Below are 14,727 nucleotides of genomic sequence, written 5' to 3' on the forward strand. Positions count from 1 at the left end.
TGGGTGCCTGGTAAAACGGGCGCTCGTCGTAGGGGCAATAACTTGTCAAAACACTCCAAGGGTGAACTCCATCGCCAGTACAACGGACAACGCCAGCGTCATCGCCAACGCAATAAACATCAGGCCTAACTCAGCGAGCTGCTTATAAAGGGCCATTGGTCGCTTGGTGATTCGAGCGATTGATCTATTAGTGGAAGCCATCACCCGTCCTCACGTTTGCGTGGAATACGCACCACAGGCTGGACCTGGGCAACAAGGCGATGGAACTGCATGGTGGTGTCGCTCGATTCATTTTTTCACCCCTCGCGTCATGCCTGATCCGGCGAGCCCCGCCGCCTCCGTGATGTCCGGGACGACAGCTGTTGCGGGTATCAGGGGTGGTGCAACTAATGAGCCATTTCAATAGGGCGAAGAAAAAACTCAAATGAATTAACAGGCTGATTGCGAGGTCTTCAAGCGAGAGAACGGGGAAGGGGGGGAATATCCCTCAATTTTGGTGGCAAACACCTGGTCGGGTGGGTGTAGTACCCCATTTATGGAGAGAGTCGCGGCCCTGTTTCACCGATCGCTTTTGCCAGGGGCTACTTGCCCCTGAGGCGAGGTGGATTTAACGGGACGGGAAGGGCCGCTTCTGTCTGGGGTTTCAACCGGTCGAAGCAACACACTGAATTGTGTTTAAAAGCCCCGTGAGTTTTCGGTACCGCACATTATCCCGCGGAGAAACTCCGATACCGGGAATCACGTAACCGCTACTCAAGCAGTTGATCAATCAACACTGCGTTGGTGTAGATCAGGCTGCCGTCACTCGCTCGGTGTCCAACCAGATGGAACTGTCCGCGTTCGTGTTGCAGATAGACACGCATCTGGCAGTCGGACAAGGGGGCGTATCCCTCGGGCATGATTAACTCCATCGAGTCCATATCGACATCGACCATGGCTTGCTGTTCGTGGGTTTTCTGCAAGCGCTCTTCGGCCTCCTCCAGACGGAGGTGCAAGGGGCCGTCGACGTTGAAATGGATCTCCCCCATCGGGGTGGATTTTTGGGCGCCGCTGGTTTTGCACCAGCCTTCGATCGTCAGGACACTCATGACGAAACCTCCCATGTGGATTGCTGGAATCTGTAGCTATCGTTGCTGCACGATGCCATTACTTAAGTTGGATGACTGTACAAGGGCAGGGTTCGATTTTCTGACCCGCTTCTGGCCGCCCCTGCTGTCCGTCATCAGAAATTCAGTATAGCCGGTCGCCGGGCCTCGCCTGCCAACCTCACGGTACATCCGATGGGCTCTATACTTCTTACTGACTTTGCCGCCCGGACGGGTGGCATTTGCCTGCCCTGCTTGGAAGTCAGCGGCGATGCTTTTGCATACCCAATGAACAACAGGAATAGGATGAAGAGGAAATGGTAATAGCAATTGTCCTGATACTAATCGTTATTGCATCAGTGCTATTCCACATACTTGCGCCTTGGCATGCGACACCGGCAGCTTCCAACTGGGGGTCCATAGACACCACCCTGTTCATCACGCTGATCATCAGCGGCATATTTTTCATTGCCATCACGGTATTCATGGCGGTCGCGGTGATGCGGTATCGGCACAAGGAGGGTGCCAGGGCGGCCTACCAGCCAGAAAATAAAAAGCTGGAACTGTGGTTGATTATCATCACTTCGGTAGGTATCGCCGGGATGTTGGCCCCAGGCCTGGTTGTCTACAACGATTTCATCCGGGTGCCGAAAGAGGCTTACGACCTTGAAGTGGTCGCCCAGCAGTGGCAGTGGGCCTTTCGTTTTCCCGGCCAGGACGGGAAGTTGGGCAAGTCGGATATCAAGTTTGTCGACTCCGCCAATCCCCTCGGCGTTGATCCCAAGGATCCTGCGGGGCAGGACGATGTGCTGGTCATGAATAATGAAGTTCGCCTTCCGCTCGATCGGCCGGTGAAAGTCTTGTTGCGGGCTAAAGATGTCCTGCACGATTTCTATGTACCGCAAATTCGCAGCAAGATGGATATGGTGCCGGGAATGGTGTCGTACTTTTGGTTTACGCCAACTAAAACCGGAAAGTACGAAGTCCTTTGCGCTGAATTCTGTGGCGTAGGTCATTACAACATGCGCGGCCATATGATCGTGGAAGAGCAGGGCGTCTTCGATCAATGGCTCAAAGGCCAACCGACGTTTGCGCAGACATTGACGGCAACTGCCAAACCCGGTCGAGACAGCGTGCTGGAAAAAGGCCGGCAGTTGGTCGAGCAACTCGGCTGCAAGGCCTGCCATAGCCAGGATGGCGGTGCCAGTCTCGGCCCGGGATGGAAGGGGCTGTACGGCCGTACGGAACAGCTTGCCGATGGCACCAGTGTGCAGGTCGACGAGGCCTACCTGAAAGAGTCGATTCTCGATCCGAAGGCCCGACTGGTACAGGGCTACCCGCCGGTCATGGTGGCCTATACTCTCAAGGACGATGAACTGGGTGCCGTCATCGCCCTGATCAAATCACTGGGTGCTGCGGGGCAAGACGGTGAACCTTCGACCGGCGAAGCGTCGAGCCCGGGTGAAGACCTGGTGGCGCAGGGGCAGCGGCTGGCCGGGTCGCTCGGCTGTCTGGCCTGCCATAGTGTCGATGGCAACAAGGGCGTCGGCCCCGGCTGGCAGGGCCTGTATGGCAAGACGGAAACCCTTGCCGACGATACGAGCGTAAAGGTCGATGAGGACTATCTCAAGGATTCGGTTCTTCATCCCAATGCCAAAATCGTCAAGGGCTATGCCGCCGTCATGCCAACCTTGGCTGCGAGTGACGAGGAGCTCAATGCACTGATCGCTTTCATCAAATCCAAAGCGAATGCTGACGCTGATGCGAACAACGCGCAGCCAGGGAAGTCGCCGTAAAGCAGCCAGCAATACACTGAAACTTCGGCAGGAGGATGACGTGATGGCCTATGCGGAGCAAGCCGAAACAGAAGCACTGCACGAGCCCAAAAGTTTCCTGACCAAATACATCTGGAGTCAGGACCACAAGGTCATAGCCATTCAATATTCGTTGACGGCCATCTTCGTGGGTCTTATCGCTCTGGTGTTGTCCGGCTTGATGCGCATGCAGATAGGCTTCCCCGGCAGTTTGGCGTTCATGGACGCCAGTACTTACTATCAGGCGATGACCATGCACGGCATGATCATGGTCATTTACTTGCTCACGGCCTTGTTTCTGGGGGGCTTCGGCAACTATCTGATCCCGCTGATGGTGGGCGCCCGCGACATGGTCTTCCCCTACGTCAACATGCTCAGCTACTGGTTTTACCTGGTGGCGGTAGTTGTGTTGCTCAGCAGTTTTTTTGTCCCCGGCGGCCCCACAGGTTCCGGCTGGACGCTTTATCCGCCTCAGTCCATTACCCAGGGGACACCGGGGGTCGAGTGGGGCATTGTCCTGATGCTCGTCTCACTGGCGATTTTCATTGTCGCGGCCACCATGGGCGGCTTGAACTACGTCACCACGGTGTTGCAGGCGCGCACGCACGGCATGACCCTGTTTCGCATGCCGCTCTCAGTATGGGGCATCTTCATGGCCTCGATCATGGCCTTGCTGGCCTTCCCGGCGTTATTTGTCAGTGCGGTCATGATGCTGTTCGACAAGCTGTTGGGCACCAGCTTCTTCATGCCGGCGATGATCTCGCTGGGGCAGCAGCTCGATCACCAGGGTGGCAGCCCGATATTGTTCCAGCACCTGTTCTGGTTCTTCGGCCACCCGGAGGTCTACATCGTTGCTCTTCCGGCGTTTGGCCTGGTCTCCGACTTGATCAGTACCCATGCGCGTAAAAACATCTTCGGCTACCGAATGATGGTGTGGGCCATTATTGCGATTGGCGTACTCAGCTTTGTGGTCTGGGCACACCACATGTACGTCAGCGGAATGAACCCGTACTTTGGTTTTTTCTTCGCCGTCACCACCTTGATCATCGCGGTGCCGACCGCGCTGAAAGTCTATAACTGGGTACTGACCCTGTGGCGCGGCGACATCCATTTGACCGTGCCGATGCTGTTTGCCCTGGCCTTTATCATCACCTTCCTGGTCGGCGGCCTGACCGGATTGTTTCTCGGCAATGTGATCGTGGACATCCCGCTCTCGGACACCTATTTCGTCGTGGCCCATTTTCATATGGTCATGGGCGTTGCACCGGTACTGGTGGTGTTCGGCGGCATTTATCACTGGTTCCCGAAAGTCACCGGGCGCATGTGGAACGACACCCTGGGCAAGCTGCATTTCTGGATTACTTTTCTGGGTACCTACGCCATCTTTTTCCCCATGCACTACCTGGGATTCCAGGGCATGCCACGTCGCTACTACGCCTATGAAAACTACGCGTTCATCCCGCAGTCCGCGCAAGACTTGAATGCCTTCATTACGGTGGTCGCGTTGACTGTCGGCGTTTCCCAGTTGCTGTTCCTGTTCAACATGGCCTGGAGTGCATTCAAGGGCAAGCCGGCAGGCAGTAATCCCTGGGGTTCGGCCAGCCTGGAATGGCAAACGCCGGACACCCCGCCGAAACACGGTAACTGGGGAGAAAAATTGCCGGTCGTGCATCGCTGGGCCTATGACTACAGCGTGCCGGGGATAGAGCAGGATTTCGTGCCGCAAACGGTCTCCGCCGAGGAGTTGGAGCACATGCGGCAGTTCAGTGCCGGAACCAGGGCGGACATCAAGACATGAACAGGCTGCTATTGAGAAACGCCGGCGGCGCTGACCCCGGCGGCAGTTGGAGCCGCGACCCTGAGGGTAATCAGGCCGCCGAGGATGCCGTTAGACGGCAAACCGCAAGGGTAGGCCTGCGCTTGTTTCTGGTGGTGGTGAGTTCGTTATTCTTCCTTTTCCTGATCGCCTTTGTCGCCCGTTCTCAAATGGTCGACTGGCTACCCCTGACAGAGCCTTTGGCGCCGTTAGGCAATCTCCGGCCGCTCTGGCTGAATTCGGCTTTTCTGGTAATCAGTTGCATCGCACTGCAGTGCTCGCGCATGGCCGCCCGCAAGGCTCGGCTGGGCGCAACGGTCATTGGTTTTGCGTTGGGGGGTGTCTTTGCCATTGCCTTTCTGGCGGGGCAATTCTGGGTCTGGCAGCAATTTGTCGCCTGGGGCTACTTTGTCGCCAGCAATCCGGCCAACAGTTTCTTCTACCTGTTGACGGGCCTGCATGGGCTCCACCTGCTGGGCGGGCTGATCGCATGGTGCTGGATCGTCGCCAGATTCTTGCGTCATGTGCCACTGGCGCAACTTGGCGCCAGCGTAGAGCTCTGTGCCATCTATTGGCATTACTTGCTGGGCCTTTGGTTCGTGCTATTCGCGCTGCTGGCCAGCACGCCGCAAACCTATGAAGCCATCGCCAGATTCTGCGGCCTGAGGTGAACAGCCATGGCATTGCACTCACAAGCCCAAGCCCAAGCCGAGACCAGTTTATCCAATCCGCCAGGCTCGCCCCCTGCACCGGGATGGCAGGGCATCGCCAGCGACTGGGCCTCGGATAAGGAGGCCTTCAAGCAGGTGCCCTGGGGCAAGGCGATGATGTGGATATTCCTGCTCAGCGACACGTTTATATTCACCTGTTTCCTGACCGGCTACATGTCGGTACGCATGACCATCACCAGCGCCTGGCCGAACCCCAGTGAGGTGTTCGCGTTGACGATCGGTGGCAAGGAAATTCCGCTCATCCTGATTGCCATCATGACCTTTGTGCTGATCAGCAGCAGCGGTACCATGGCCATGGCCGTCAATTTCGCCTATCGCCGTAACCGCGCGAAAACCACGGCCCTGATGCTGGCGACCGCTGCCCTGGGGGTGACTTTCGTCGGCATGCAGGCATTTGAATGGAGCAAACTCATCGCAGAAGGGGTGCGCCCCTGGGGCAACCCCATGGGAGCGGCGCAATTTGGCGCCAGCTTTTTCATGATTACCGGTTTTCACGGACTGCATGTATCGATCGGCGCTCTCTATCTCAGCATTGTGGCGCTGAAAGTATGGCGCGGAGATTATGAGCGCTCCGGAAATTATCAGAACGTCGAGATAGCCGGGCTTTACTGGCACTTCGTGGATCTGGTGTGGGTATTTATTTTTGCATTCTTCTATTTATGGTAGAGGAGCACGGGTGATGGCACATGCTCAGGGTCAGCAACATCCGATCAGTTTGTACCTTAAGATCTGGGGGCTGCTGTTCGTCCTCAGCACGCTGTCGTACCTGGTCGACTATTTCCACTTCCATGGTTACCTTCGCTGGTCCCTGATTATCACGTTCATGTTGTTGAAGGCAGGATTGATTGTCTCCATCTTCATGCATATGGCATGGGAGCGCCTGGCCATGGTCTACGCCATACTGGTGCCACCCTTGTGTTTACTGGTGCTCATCGGGCTGATGGCCACCGAGGCAGACTATGTTTTCCTCAGCCGGGTCATTTTCTTTGGCCAGTAAGCAGCTGTCGGATGGCCTTGAGTCTCCTGGCTAACCCGATATCACTCGCTTGAACTGATGCCATTTGTGCTGCCAGGCCACTGTCCAGTGGGGGGCTGCAGTTCCGGTGCCGGCAATCTTCAGCTTCGGATGCTGTTTGATTACCTGGTCCAGTACCGATTCCTGATTCGGTTCAACATCCACGAAGAAGATATGTTTACCTTCTTTTACTGCCTGTTTGAAATTGCGGAAGTGAGTGTTCGGCACCTGGAACCCAAAAAAGCCGCCTTCCCAGATGCAGAAGCCCAATACAACAATGGCAAGGAAAATAAAGGGCATCCAGCCTGCGGGGGATTCGGTCCAGCCCATCCAATAGGCGCCGCCCAGGACAAGTGCCGCGAGTGGCACGCCGATCACCGCACCAATCTCACCAGAATGAACAGCATCCTGTTCCATTAGCGAACTGATCTCGTGGAGGTGATGTTCTTCTACATCAGCAACTTTTTCACTGAGTACATGGATCTGTTCGGAATTGATGCCGCTGGCTTCCAGTTCATATTCAACGTTTTCAAGATCGTTGAGATTGTCACTGATGTAATAGTGTCGATTCATGCCACACCTCCCGTTTCGGGTTTGCTGTAGACCTCCGATGTCCGGCAGCAGTCGGTAGCTGTACTGTGGGGGGGAACGTTGCACACCTCGTGCAATCTGAAAAAAAGTATAGCACTCACCATCATGCGGACCGGACGCTAGTTGATCTGCACAATGACCGGACCTTCCGTTACGATCGGTGGGTTCGAGTGAATATTCGATGCATTTTTCTGAATCCATTCACGCGCGACTTTCAGGCTCGCATCGCTGCCGGCCTTGTCCGTGCAAACAGTCACCGACGTGCCACCATCACCCGTATTCAACAGTGTGTAGCTGACGAGGCCAGGTACTGTCCGCAGGGTCGCTTCGACGTCGGCATTACGCTGTTCCAACAGCCCGAAAAGCTCCTTTGCTCCAGTACCCAGGTAGGTTCTTATAACTGCGTACATAGTCGTCTCCCTTGGGAGTGCCGCCTTGAGGCCGATCCAGATCCGTTGATGGCCGCTATCACTCAAGGTTTCAGTTCGCCCTGATTTATTAAGCTTAGCCAAACGCAGGCGACAATCGTAATGCAACGACCACCGGCCATTTTTGGCCGGAAGCTGCCTCCCACGACCGGTTGACTCATGAACGCTGCGGTTTTTGTGACAGTGTAAGCGACCACATCCAGACGCTCAAAACCGCGAGCAACAAGAAGGCGAGCACGCTTGGCCACAGCGGCATGGGATACCCATTAACGAGCACCTCGGGGCGAATGATCATGCGCCCCAGTTGTGCCAAGGCCATCAGTGCGTAGACGGTGCCGGCCACTCGCAGCCCAATGATTGGGGATTTCATGCTGTTCTCCTCGACCTGACCATGAACGTTACAGGCGAGCAAAAGCGTTGTTTTTGCCAGCCCGGCGAACGAAGCCGTGAAGGGGTGCCAACCTTGGCGTGTTCCCCTCCAGCCGTTCGGCAACCACTATCTGACCCTGGTCTTCACCAGAGGCCGGGGACCAATCTCCACCGTACTCGACGGGCATAGTCGTCATAACCCGCAAGCTCGGACCGTAACAACCGGTCTTCCCATGCGGTGCGCAAGACGAGTAACGCCGACGCCAGCGCAGCGGGCACCAGTGCCCAGAACGAGCCCAGTGCCAGGGCCATGCCAATGAACAGGAACAGTGCGGCGATGTACCCGGGGTGACGCACGAAACGGTAAGGGCCGCTATCGATCACGCGCTGATGCCGCTCGGCCTGGATGCGCACACCTGGCTCGAAGAAGGGGTTCACCGCCTGCGCCCAGCCCGTCACCGCGATGCCCGCCAGCACAGCGATGTAGCCGCCTGGCACCCACCAGGCCGGTACCTGCGACCAATGGAAACGCCCGGCATCGAGCGCCGCGACCGGCAGGACGGCAGTCATCGCCGGCAATATGAACGCCAGTAGTGATTTGTCCCAGCTTTTCGTGCCCGGCTGAATCCGGCTGCGCGCGCGATAGATCACAGGGTTGACCCACGCCAGGACAAGGCCTGACGCGCCAAAAGCCAATATCAGAACGAACAGCAATACCCATCCAGGTCGCCAGGCGATGGTGCCGGCCGGCAGGAAGATCAACACCAGCAGCGCAAGCGGCAGGCCGATTGCATAAGTGATGGCCGTGCGCCGTGACATCGCCTTCGGCTGCCGGGGAGCTGCTGTCTTTTCCATTTTGCTAGCCATATTCGATAGGCCCGCAAATGGAGTCTAGAGTTCCCCTGACCACCGAGCGAAGGTGATTGAGGGAACTCTCATGTCCGCCACAGCACAATCCAGAGCGCGCACGCGCGCGTTCGCACGCGTCATCGGGCCTTGGCTGGTCATCGTGCCCGGCATCATCGCCGTACGGGCGCCAGACATGGGGCCACTGGCGGCCGACTTCTTCGCGAGTCCGCTCACCGTGTGGTTTGCCGGCGCTCTACTGTTGTCCGGTGGCCTGCCGATCATCGCGTTCCATCAATATTGGTCGAGCGCCGCAGCGTTTGTGATTTCCCTGTTCGGCTGGTTCCTGGCGCTTCGCGGTGTTGTACTCCTGGCCGCGCCGCAACTGATTGAACGTGGCGTGGCTGTATCGGCGAGGATGCAGTGGCTGGTGCAAATCGGCTTTGGCATCGGCGTGCTGATCGGTCTCTGGCTCACCTATGTCGGCTGGATTGCCAAGCCCGATTCATCGCCGGAGAATGGTGTTCCATGAACATGGCACGCGGTAAATCCGGAGCTCGAAAAACAGGCTCGCCAAGGTTCTCAGACCTTTCTGAGCGACGCTTGGGAAGCGTCCTGCGTAGGGGCTGACAATTACGACATGAAACGCGTACTTGATCGTTTACGTGGCTGGGCCAGAAAGCTGAAACGGCAAACCATGGTTCTCTGGTTTTGCTATCGGCATCCACAAACACCCTGGTTACCCAAATGGATTTCGGTTTTTGTCGTGGCGTATGCGCTGAGCCCAATCGACCTCATTCCTGATTTCATTCCTGTGCTTGGATACCTGGACGACGTGATCATTTTGCCGCTTGGCATTCTGCTCGCTATTCGGCTGATGCCCACGCAGGTGCTCGAGGACTGTCAACTCAAAGCGAGTGAGTGGGAGAAAAGTCATCTCAAGCGGCCAGTGAACAGGTTTTCTGCAGTGATCGTTGTATTGGTTTGGCTCGTTGCTGCGGCTACATTGGGGGCTTACTTCCTCTGATCAGAAGCAAGTGCCCCCACCGGGCGGTCTTGTTTGAATGACTCCAGCTGGCCGATTGCTGCCTCTGATGAGGGGCAGCTACCGACCCAAAGCTGCCGGTCAGCAAAGGCTAAAATTGACCGATTGCCGCCACTCATCGATCGTAACGAACCACTCCCCCTCATCTTCGTCATACCACTGCCGCTTCAATCGTTCTGGAACGCCAGGCATAAGCCAACACCATCAGCAGCCCCAGAGCAGCCATCGCCGCTCCGGCCAGGGAAATCGCCGGATAACCCAGACCGGCGTTGATCACCGCTCCGCCCAGTGCTGCGCCAATCGCGTTGCCAAAATTGAAGGCGCCAATGTTCACCGCAGAGGCAAGATTGGGCGCGTCCTTCGCTGCTTCCATGACGCGCATCTGTAGCGGCGGCACCAGGGCGAAGCTGGCGATACCCCATATCAGGATGGCAACGGCGGCCGGCAGCGGCCAACGCATCAGAACGGTAAACGCCAGCAAGACGAGAATCAGCACGCTCAGCGAAACGATCAGGGTGCGATCTATCGAGCGGTCGGCGGCCTTGCCGCCCCACATGTTGCCCAGCGTCAACCCCACACCGAACAGCACCAGCATGGCGGTGATGTAGGCGGTGGACGCATGGGTCTCGCTGCTGAGGATCGGCGCGATGTAGGTGAAGACGGTAAACATTGCGCTCGATCCGACTACGGTCAGGGCCAACGCGCCCAGTACCGGACCACGCCCCAGTACCCGAATTTCGGCCATTACACCGACGCTTTGCGGCGTCTTCAGGTTAGGCAGGGCGAACCACAATGCGGCCATGGTCACCACGCCGAGGCCGGTAATTCCCCAGAAAGCGGTGCGCCAACCGAACAGTTCACCAAACCAGGCGGCCAGCGGCACACCGCCGATGGTCGCCAGGGTCAGGCCCATGAACATCGCCGCAACCGCCCCGGCACGTTTCTGCGGGGCGACCACGCTGGCGGCGACGATGGAGCCAACGCCAAAAAATGCACCATGGTTCAGTGAGGTCACCACCCTGGCGACCATGAGGCTGTAGTAATCGGTGGCCAGGGCTGACATCAGATTGCCCAGGGTGAAAATCGCCATGAGCCCGATCAGCAGATAGCGCCGGGGAATCCTGCCGGTGGTCAGGGTCATCAGCGGTGCGCCGAGCAATACGCCCAGCGCATAAGCACTGACCAGCAAACCGGCGGCGGGAATGGAAACGCCCAGATCCGCAGCGATACCCGGCAACATGCCCATGGGGGCGAATTCTGTTACGCCGATGCCAAAGGCACCGATGGCGAGCGCGACAAGTGGTGGATTGATACGCATGGAAGGCTCCTTATCTATGCCGCTAATGCTACGATCCAGTCTTTTCAGGTGGTAGATAGCATTTTTGGCAATCACCTTTGCGCAGGAGGCACAAGTGGATTTCAACGGCAGGTCAGGTGAAATGAGCGTGTTCATCACCGTGGCGCAGGAAGGCAGCCTGTCGGCCGCCGCGCGTGCACTGGGCCTGACACCCTCGGCAGTCAGTCGGATCATCGCGCGTACCGAGCAACGTCTTGGCACCCGCCTGCTGTTGCGCACCACCCGAGCGATCACCTTCACTGCCGAGGGCGAAGCGTTCCTGCGCGGCGCCCGGCGTATCCTGGCCGACATGGACGAGGTCGAAGAAGCCATCGCCGACCAGGGCGTACCCAGGGGGCGATTGCGGGTCAGTGCCGCCCTTGGCCATGGGCGGCTGGCCATCGTTCCTTTGGTCGCAGCATTCAGCGCCCGTTACCCGAACATCGTCGTCGACCTCACCCTCGGCGACGAAGTGGTCGACATTCTCGGCGGGCAGGCCGACGTCGCGGTCCGCTTTGGCCATCTGCCCGACAGCCCGCTGACCGCGCGCAGGATCGGCGACACCGGCCAGGTAGTGGTGGCATCGCCCGAGTATCTGCAGAGCCACGGCATCCCCCAGGAACCGGAAGACCTGCTACAGCACAACTGCCTGCGCTTCAACTTTCGGCGTGCCGAACCCAACTGGCCGTTCATCCGCGATGGAAAAGAGTTTTCCCTGAAGGTCAGCGGCAACATCGAATGCAGCAGTGGTGAAGCGCTGGCACAACTCGCGCGAGTAGGTGCGGGCATTGCACGTATCGGTGAGTTCAGCGTGAGCGAGGATCTGCAGCGCGGCGACCTGATTCCGCTGTTGGAAGCCTGGAACCCCGGGGGACCAGGAACCGATTCATGCGGTGTTCGTCGGCGGGGCGGCAATGCCGGCGCGGGTGCGATTGTTCGTGGACTTCTTGCTGGAACATCACCGGATGTAAGCGGAGGCGTAAGCTGATATTTCCGGGTACTCGTGATGTTGAAGTGACCAAAACATTTTTGGGTGCACTATCAATAGATGGTTTGCCTTACTGGAACAATCGTGAGCTCTGGCATTGATGGGTCGTCCGCACGTCTTAAATGGCCGTCGTGAAAGACCGCTTTTGGCCGATTGCTGCCTGTCGCCAAGGGCTGCAATCGGCCAGAAGGAGAGCGTCAGATACGTCTGCAAAATCAAGGGTGACTCGCGACGCGTCACTCTGTCAGATGCCAGATCCGCAAGTTAAAGTATAAAGTCCGCCGTGGTCGCGCTGTTGAGACCGACTATCTGGATGGCGAACTCGGCGGCGCTGTCGGCATCGGTATTGCCGTAGAGCACGCCCGCTGAAACTTTCAACTGGCCGGCCGCACTGAAGGCTGCGGTACTGCCGATGATCGAGGTGAAGGCTTCATTGGTGGTCGTCGCCGTGTTGGCATCAAGCGTCGACAGGTCAATCTTGTCGCTGCCCCGCACGAAGTCGCTGATGACATCCCAGGTGGAGCTGATCGTCCCCATTTCCAACAACGAATTGAAGTCGAAAATATCGCTGCCAGCGCCGCCGATGAGGGTGTCCTTGCCTAGTCCGCCCGTTAACACGTTGGCTGCCGCATCGCCTTTCAGCGTATCGGCGTAGCTGGATCCGGTGAGATTTTCGATGGAGAGGAGGCGATCGACACCTGCACCGAGTGTATTCTGGGAGGCAGTCTTAATGTTGAGGTCGACCTTGACCGCAGAGGCTGCCCCCTCGTAGGTAGCCGTGTCCACGCCGCCGCCCCCATTTATGGTGTCATTGCCAGCCGCACCACGCAGGACGTCATTACCAAGTCCACCACTGAGTGTATCGTCACCGTTGCCTCCATCGAGGCTGTTGTTATAGGCATTGCCCACCAGGCGATCGTTCGCGTAACCACCAATAACGTTTTCGATATTGAGAATTCGATCATCCTCGTAACGGGATGCCAGGACACGCTGCTCGCCCGTGAGGTTGAGATCGACGTTGAGCGCCAATCCCTCTGCTGCGTAGGACAGGGTATCGATGCCCTCACCGCCGTCCAGAAAGTCGTCGCCAAGACTGCTGATCAGCAAGTCATTACCGGTGCCGCCCGATAACACGTCATCTCCCAGGCCGCCATTCAGAGTATCGTTACCGACGCCACCCTTGAGGATGTCATAGTTGTCGCCACCATCGAGCTTGTCGTCGCCAATGCCGCCCTCCAGTGTGTCGTTACCATTGCCACCGAACAAACTATCGTTACCGCTGCCACCCACCAGTAGGTCGTAACCATTGCCTCCCTCCAGGGTGTCAGCGCCGCCTTCGCCGAACAGGCGGTCGCTGGACGAGGAGCCAACGAGACGGTTGTTGCCAAGGCCACCGAACAAATCGCTTCTGTCGGTGGCGAACTGATTAGAGTTGGCCGTGCTCATATTGAGGAGCAGGTTGGTCGTTGTCAGGTTGGCGACCGATACTCCCGTGAGCGCCAGCTCAGCCGAGTAGCCGCCGTTCCAATTTGTGATGACATCGCCACCTTTGCCGTCCACCGCCTCGACCAAGCGCTTGAGGCTATCGATATCACTGATCCCGAGCGTGCGGACATCGAGCTTGTCCTGTTCCGCGAGACTGAAATCGATGACTCGGGTCGAGTCGTAGTAATTGCTCCCCCGCTGAGCGATGAATACGTCGCTACCAGCCCCGCCGATGAGCTGATCGCTCCCAGTGCCACCGTTCAGGATATCGTTGCCACTACCGCCTTCGAGCACATCTCCATCAGCGCCACCGCTCAGGGTATCGTTGCCGGCACCACCGACCAAAAGGTCATTCCCAGCCATGCCGAAGAGGGTGTCATTGCCGCCTTCGCCAAAAAGGCGGTCGCTGGACGAGGAACCTGTAAGCCTGTCATTACCCAACCCTGCGAACAGATCGCTCCTTGAGGTTGCGGTCAGCGTATCGTCTTGGACGGTCGTATTGAGAAGCACATTGGACGCGTCCAACTCCTCGATCCCGGTGGCCCAAAGATTGTTCAGCGTGGTCGTCGAATAATAACCGTTAGTATTGATTGTAAATAAAAGCTTGTCATCGTAATTGACTTCAAACAGGCGATTAAGCGTCTCGATGTCGGAGATGCCGACCTGACGAAGATCCAGCCGATCTGCGGACACGTCAAAATCCGTGATGGTTTGCCCTATATAACTGGCTCCACGATTTATGACGAAAGTATCTGCCCCTGCGTCGCCTGTAAGGACGCTATTACTGCTAGTGCCCGCGTCCAGGATATCGTTGCCGTTGCCGCCATTCAGGGCGTCCGACCCACTGCCACCATAGATCGTATCGTTACCATCATTGCCATAAATGGTATCGTCACCCGTTCCGCCATAAATAACTTCGGCGATGTTGGCGCCATAAATAATATCATAGCCGGTGGTTCCATAGATGGTGGTCCCGGTTACCGTCCTTCCATTAACTGTTGCCATTTAGACTCTCCTTTCTTTACTGCCAAAAAAGCGGCGCTTCTGCCACAGGCTAAACTCCAAGCAGTAACTCGAGGTGCAACCCATCCTCGTACGTGCTCATGTTAAAATCTTGCTTGGTTTAAAAATCGGCGCGCTATTCTCAATCCTGCTCCACTTGCGTGGTTACAATCCAA

At 57.3% G+C, this 14,727-nt stretch carries 15 protein-coding genes and 1 pseudogene; 8 read left to right on the top strand and 8 right to left on the bottom strand.

All coding sequences use genetic code 11. From position 1 onward, the window contains the following. Nucleotides 1-45 precede the first annotated feature (45 nt). Entirely contained in the window at nucleotides 46-201 is a 156-nt protein-coding gene (locus ACM6G4_RS03390) for a hypothetical protein (protein WP_414913056.1), read from the bottom strand. Between the two features lie 548 nt (nucleotides 202-749). Then, nucleotides 750-1,088 (bottom strand): hypothetical protein, encoded by a 339-nt coding sequence (locus ACM6G4_RS03395; protein WP_414913057.1) that lies wholly within the window; start codon nucleotides 1,086-1,088, stop codon nucleotides 750-752. Nucleotides 1,089-1,402: 314 nt separating this feature from the next. On the opposite strand from ACM6G4_RS03395, the gene ACM6G4_RS03400 reads away from it, so the two are divergent. The 5 genes from ACM6G4_RS03400 to ACM6G4_RS03420 are packed head-to-tail and all read left to right on the top strand — an operon-like array spanning nucleotide 1,403 to nucleotide 6,443. After that, on the top strand, nucleotides 1,403-2,881 hold the full coding sequence (locus ACM6G4_RS03400) for a c-type cytochrome (protein ID WP_056722927.1): 1,479 nt from the start codon (nucleotides 1,403-1,405) through the stop codon (nucleotides 2,879-2,881). Between the two features lie 43 nt (nucleotides 2,882-2,924). Then, entirely contained in the window at nucleotides 2,925-4,697 is a 1,773-nt protein-coding gene (ctaD, locus tag ACM6G4_RS03405; RefSeq protein WP_223542271.1) for a cytochrome c oxidase subunit I, read from the top strand. Then, entirely contained in the window at nucleotides 4,694-5,386 is a 693-nt protein-coding gene (locus ACM6G4_RS03410) for a cytochrome c oxidase subunit 3 (RefSeq protein WP_056722919.1), read from the top strand. The genes ctaD and ACM6G4_RS03410 overlap by 4 nt, the downstream gene beginning before the upstream one ends. Before the next feature lie 6 nt (nucleotides 5,387-5,392). After that, nucleotides 5,393-6,112, top strand: a complete 720-nt coding sequence (locus tag ACM6G4_RS03415; RefSeq protein ID WP_056722917.1) for a heme-copper oxidase subunit III family protein — start codon at nucleotides 5,393-5,395, stop codon at nucleotides 6,110-6,112. Between the two features lie 13 nt (nucleotides 6,113-6,125). Continuing rightward, entirely contained in the window at nucleotides 6,126-6,443 is a 318-nt protein-coding gene (locus tag ACM6G4_RS03420) for a cytochrome C oxidase subunit IV family protein (RefSeq protein WP_008053359.1), read from the top strand. A gap of 30 nt (nucleotides 6,444-6,473) precedes the next feature. Here the strand turns inward: ACM6G4_RS03420 and ACM6G4_RS03425 are convergent, their stop codons facing one another. The 4 genes from ACM6G4_RS03425 to ACM6G4_RS03440 all read right to left on the bottom strand — a co-directional run bounded on the left by ACM6G4_RS03425 (nucleotide 6,474) and on the right by ACM6G4_RS03440 (nucleotide 8,668). Further along, nucleotides 6,474-7,034, bottom strand: coding sequence for a hypothetical protein (locus tag ACM6G4_RS03425; RefSeq protein ID WP_056722916.1), 561 nt, complete (start codon nucleotides 7,032-7,034; stop codon nucleotides 6,474-6,476). A 137-nt stretch (nucleotides 7,035-7,171) separates the two neighbouring features. Then, complete coding sequence (locus ACM6G4_RS03430; RefSeq protein WP_056722915.1) at nucleotides 7,172-7,462, bottom strand: hypothetical protein; 291 nt, start codon at nucleotides 7,460-7,462, stop codon at nucleotides 7,172-7,174. Nucleotides 7,463-7,637: 175 nt separating this feature from the next. After that, entirely contained in the window at nucleotides 7,638-7,850 is a 213-nt protein-coding gene (locus tag ACM6G4_RS03435) for a hypothetical protein (protein ID WP_223542267.1), read from the bottom strand. 143 nt (nucleotides 7,851-7,993) lie between these two features. After that, complete coding sequence (locus ACM6G4_RS03440) at nucleotides 7,994-8,668, bottom strand: methyltransferase family protein (RefSeq protein ID WP_409079325.1); 675 nt, start codon at nucleotides 8,666-8,668, stop codon at nucleotides 7,994-7,996. Nucleotides 8,669-8,786: 118 nt separating this feature from the next. Between ACM6G4_RS03440 and ACM6G4_RS03445 the strand changes: the two genes are divergently transcribed. Both ACM6G4_RS03445 and ACM6G4_RS03450 read left to right on the top strand, forming a co-directional pair. Then, on the top strand, nucleotides 8,787-9,227 hold the full coding sequence (locus ACM6G4_RS03445; RefSeq protein WP_223542265.1) for a hypothetical protein: 441 nt from the start codon (nucleotides 8,787-8,789) through the stop codon (nucleotides 9,225-9,227). Nucleotides 9,228-9,335: 108 nt separating this feature from the next. Continuing rightward, a complete protein-coding gene (locus tag ACM6G4_RS03450; protein WP_414913058.1) occupies nucleotides 9,336-9,722 on the top strand; it encodes a YkvA family protein in 387 nt (128 codons plus the stop codon). 169 nt (nucleotides 9,723-9,891) lie between these two features. On the opposite strand, the gene ACM6G4_RS03455 is transcribed toward ACM6G4_RS03450, so the two are convergent. Further along, the gene (locus ACM6G4_RS03455; RefSeq protein WP_414913059.1) at nucleotides 9,892-11,058 is read right to left on the bottom strand and encodes an MFS transporter; all 1,167 of its coding nucleotides are present in this window, start codon (nucleotides 11,056-11,058) and stop codon (nucleotides 9,892-9,894) included. A gap of 94 nt (nucleotides 11,059-11,152) precedes the next feature. Here ACM6G4_RS03455 and ACM6G4_RS03460 point away from each other — a divergent pair. Further along, a pseudogene (locus tag ACM6G4_RS03460) lies at nucleotides 11,153-12,047 on the top strand (LysR family transcriptional regulator). 281 nt (nucleotides 12,048-12,328) lie between these two features. On the opposite strand, the gene ACM6G4_RS03465 reads toward ACM6G4_RS03460, so the two are convergent. Then, on the bottom strand, nucleotides 12,329-14,554 hold the full coding sequence (locus ACM6G4_RS03465; protein ID WP_414913060.1) for a hypothetical protein: 2,226 nt from the start codon (nucleotides 14,552-14,554) through the stop codon (nucleotides 12,329-12,331). Between the last annotated feature and the right edge of the window lie 173 nt (nucleotides 14,555-14,727).

This window comes from Pseudomonas sp. IT-P258 (assembly GCF_949767825.1).
In the GTDB taxonomy this organism is placed as follows: Bacteria; Pseudomonadota; Gammaproteobacteria; order Pseudomonadales; family Pseudomonadaceae; genus Aquipseudomonas; species Aquipseudomonas monachiensis.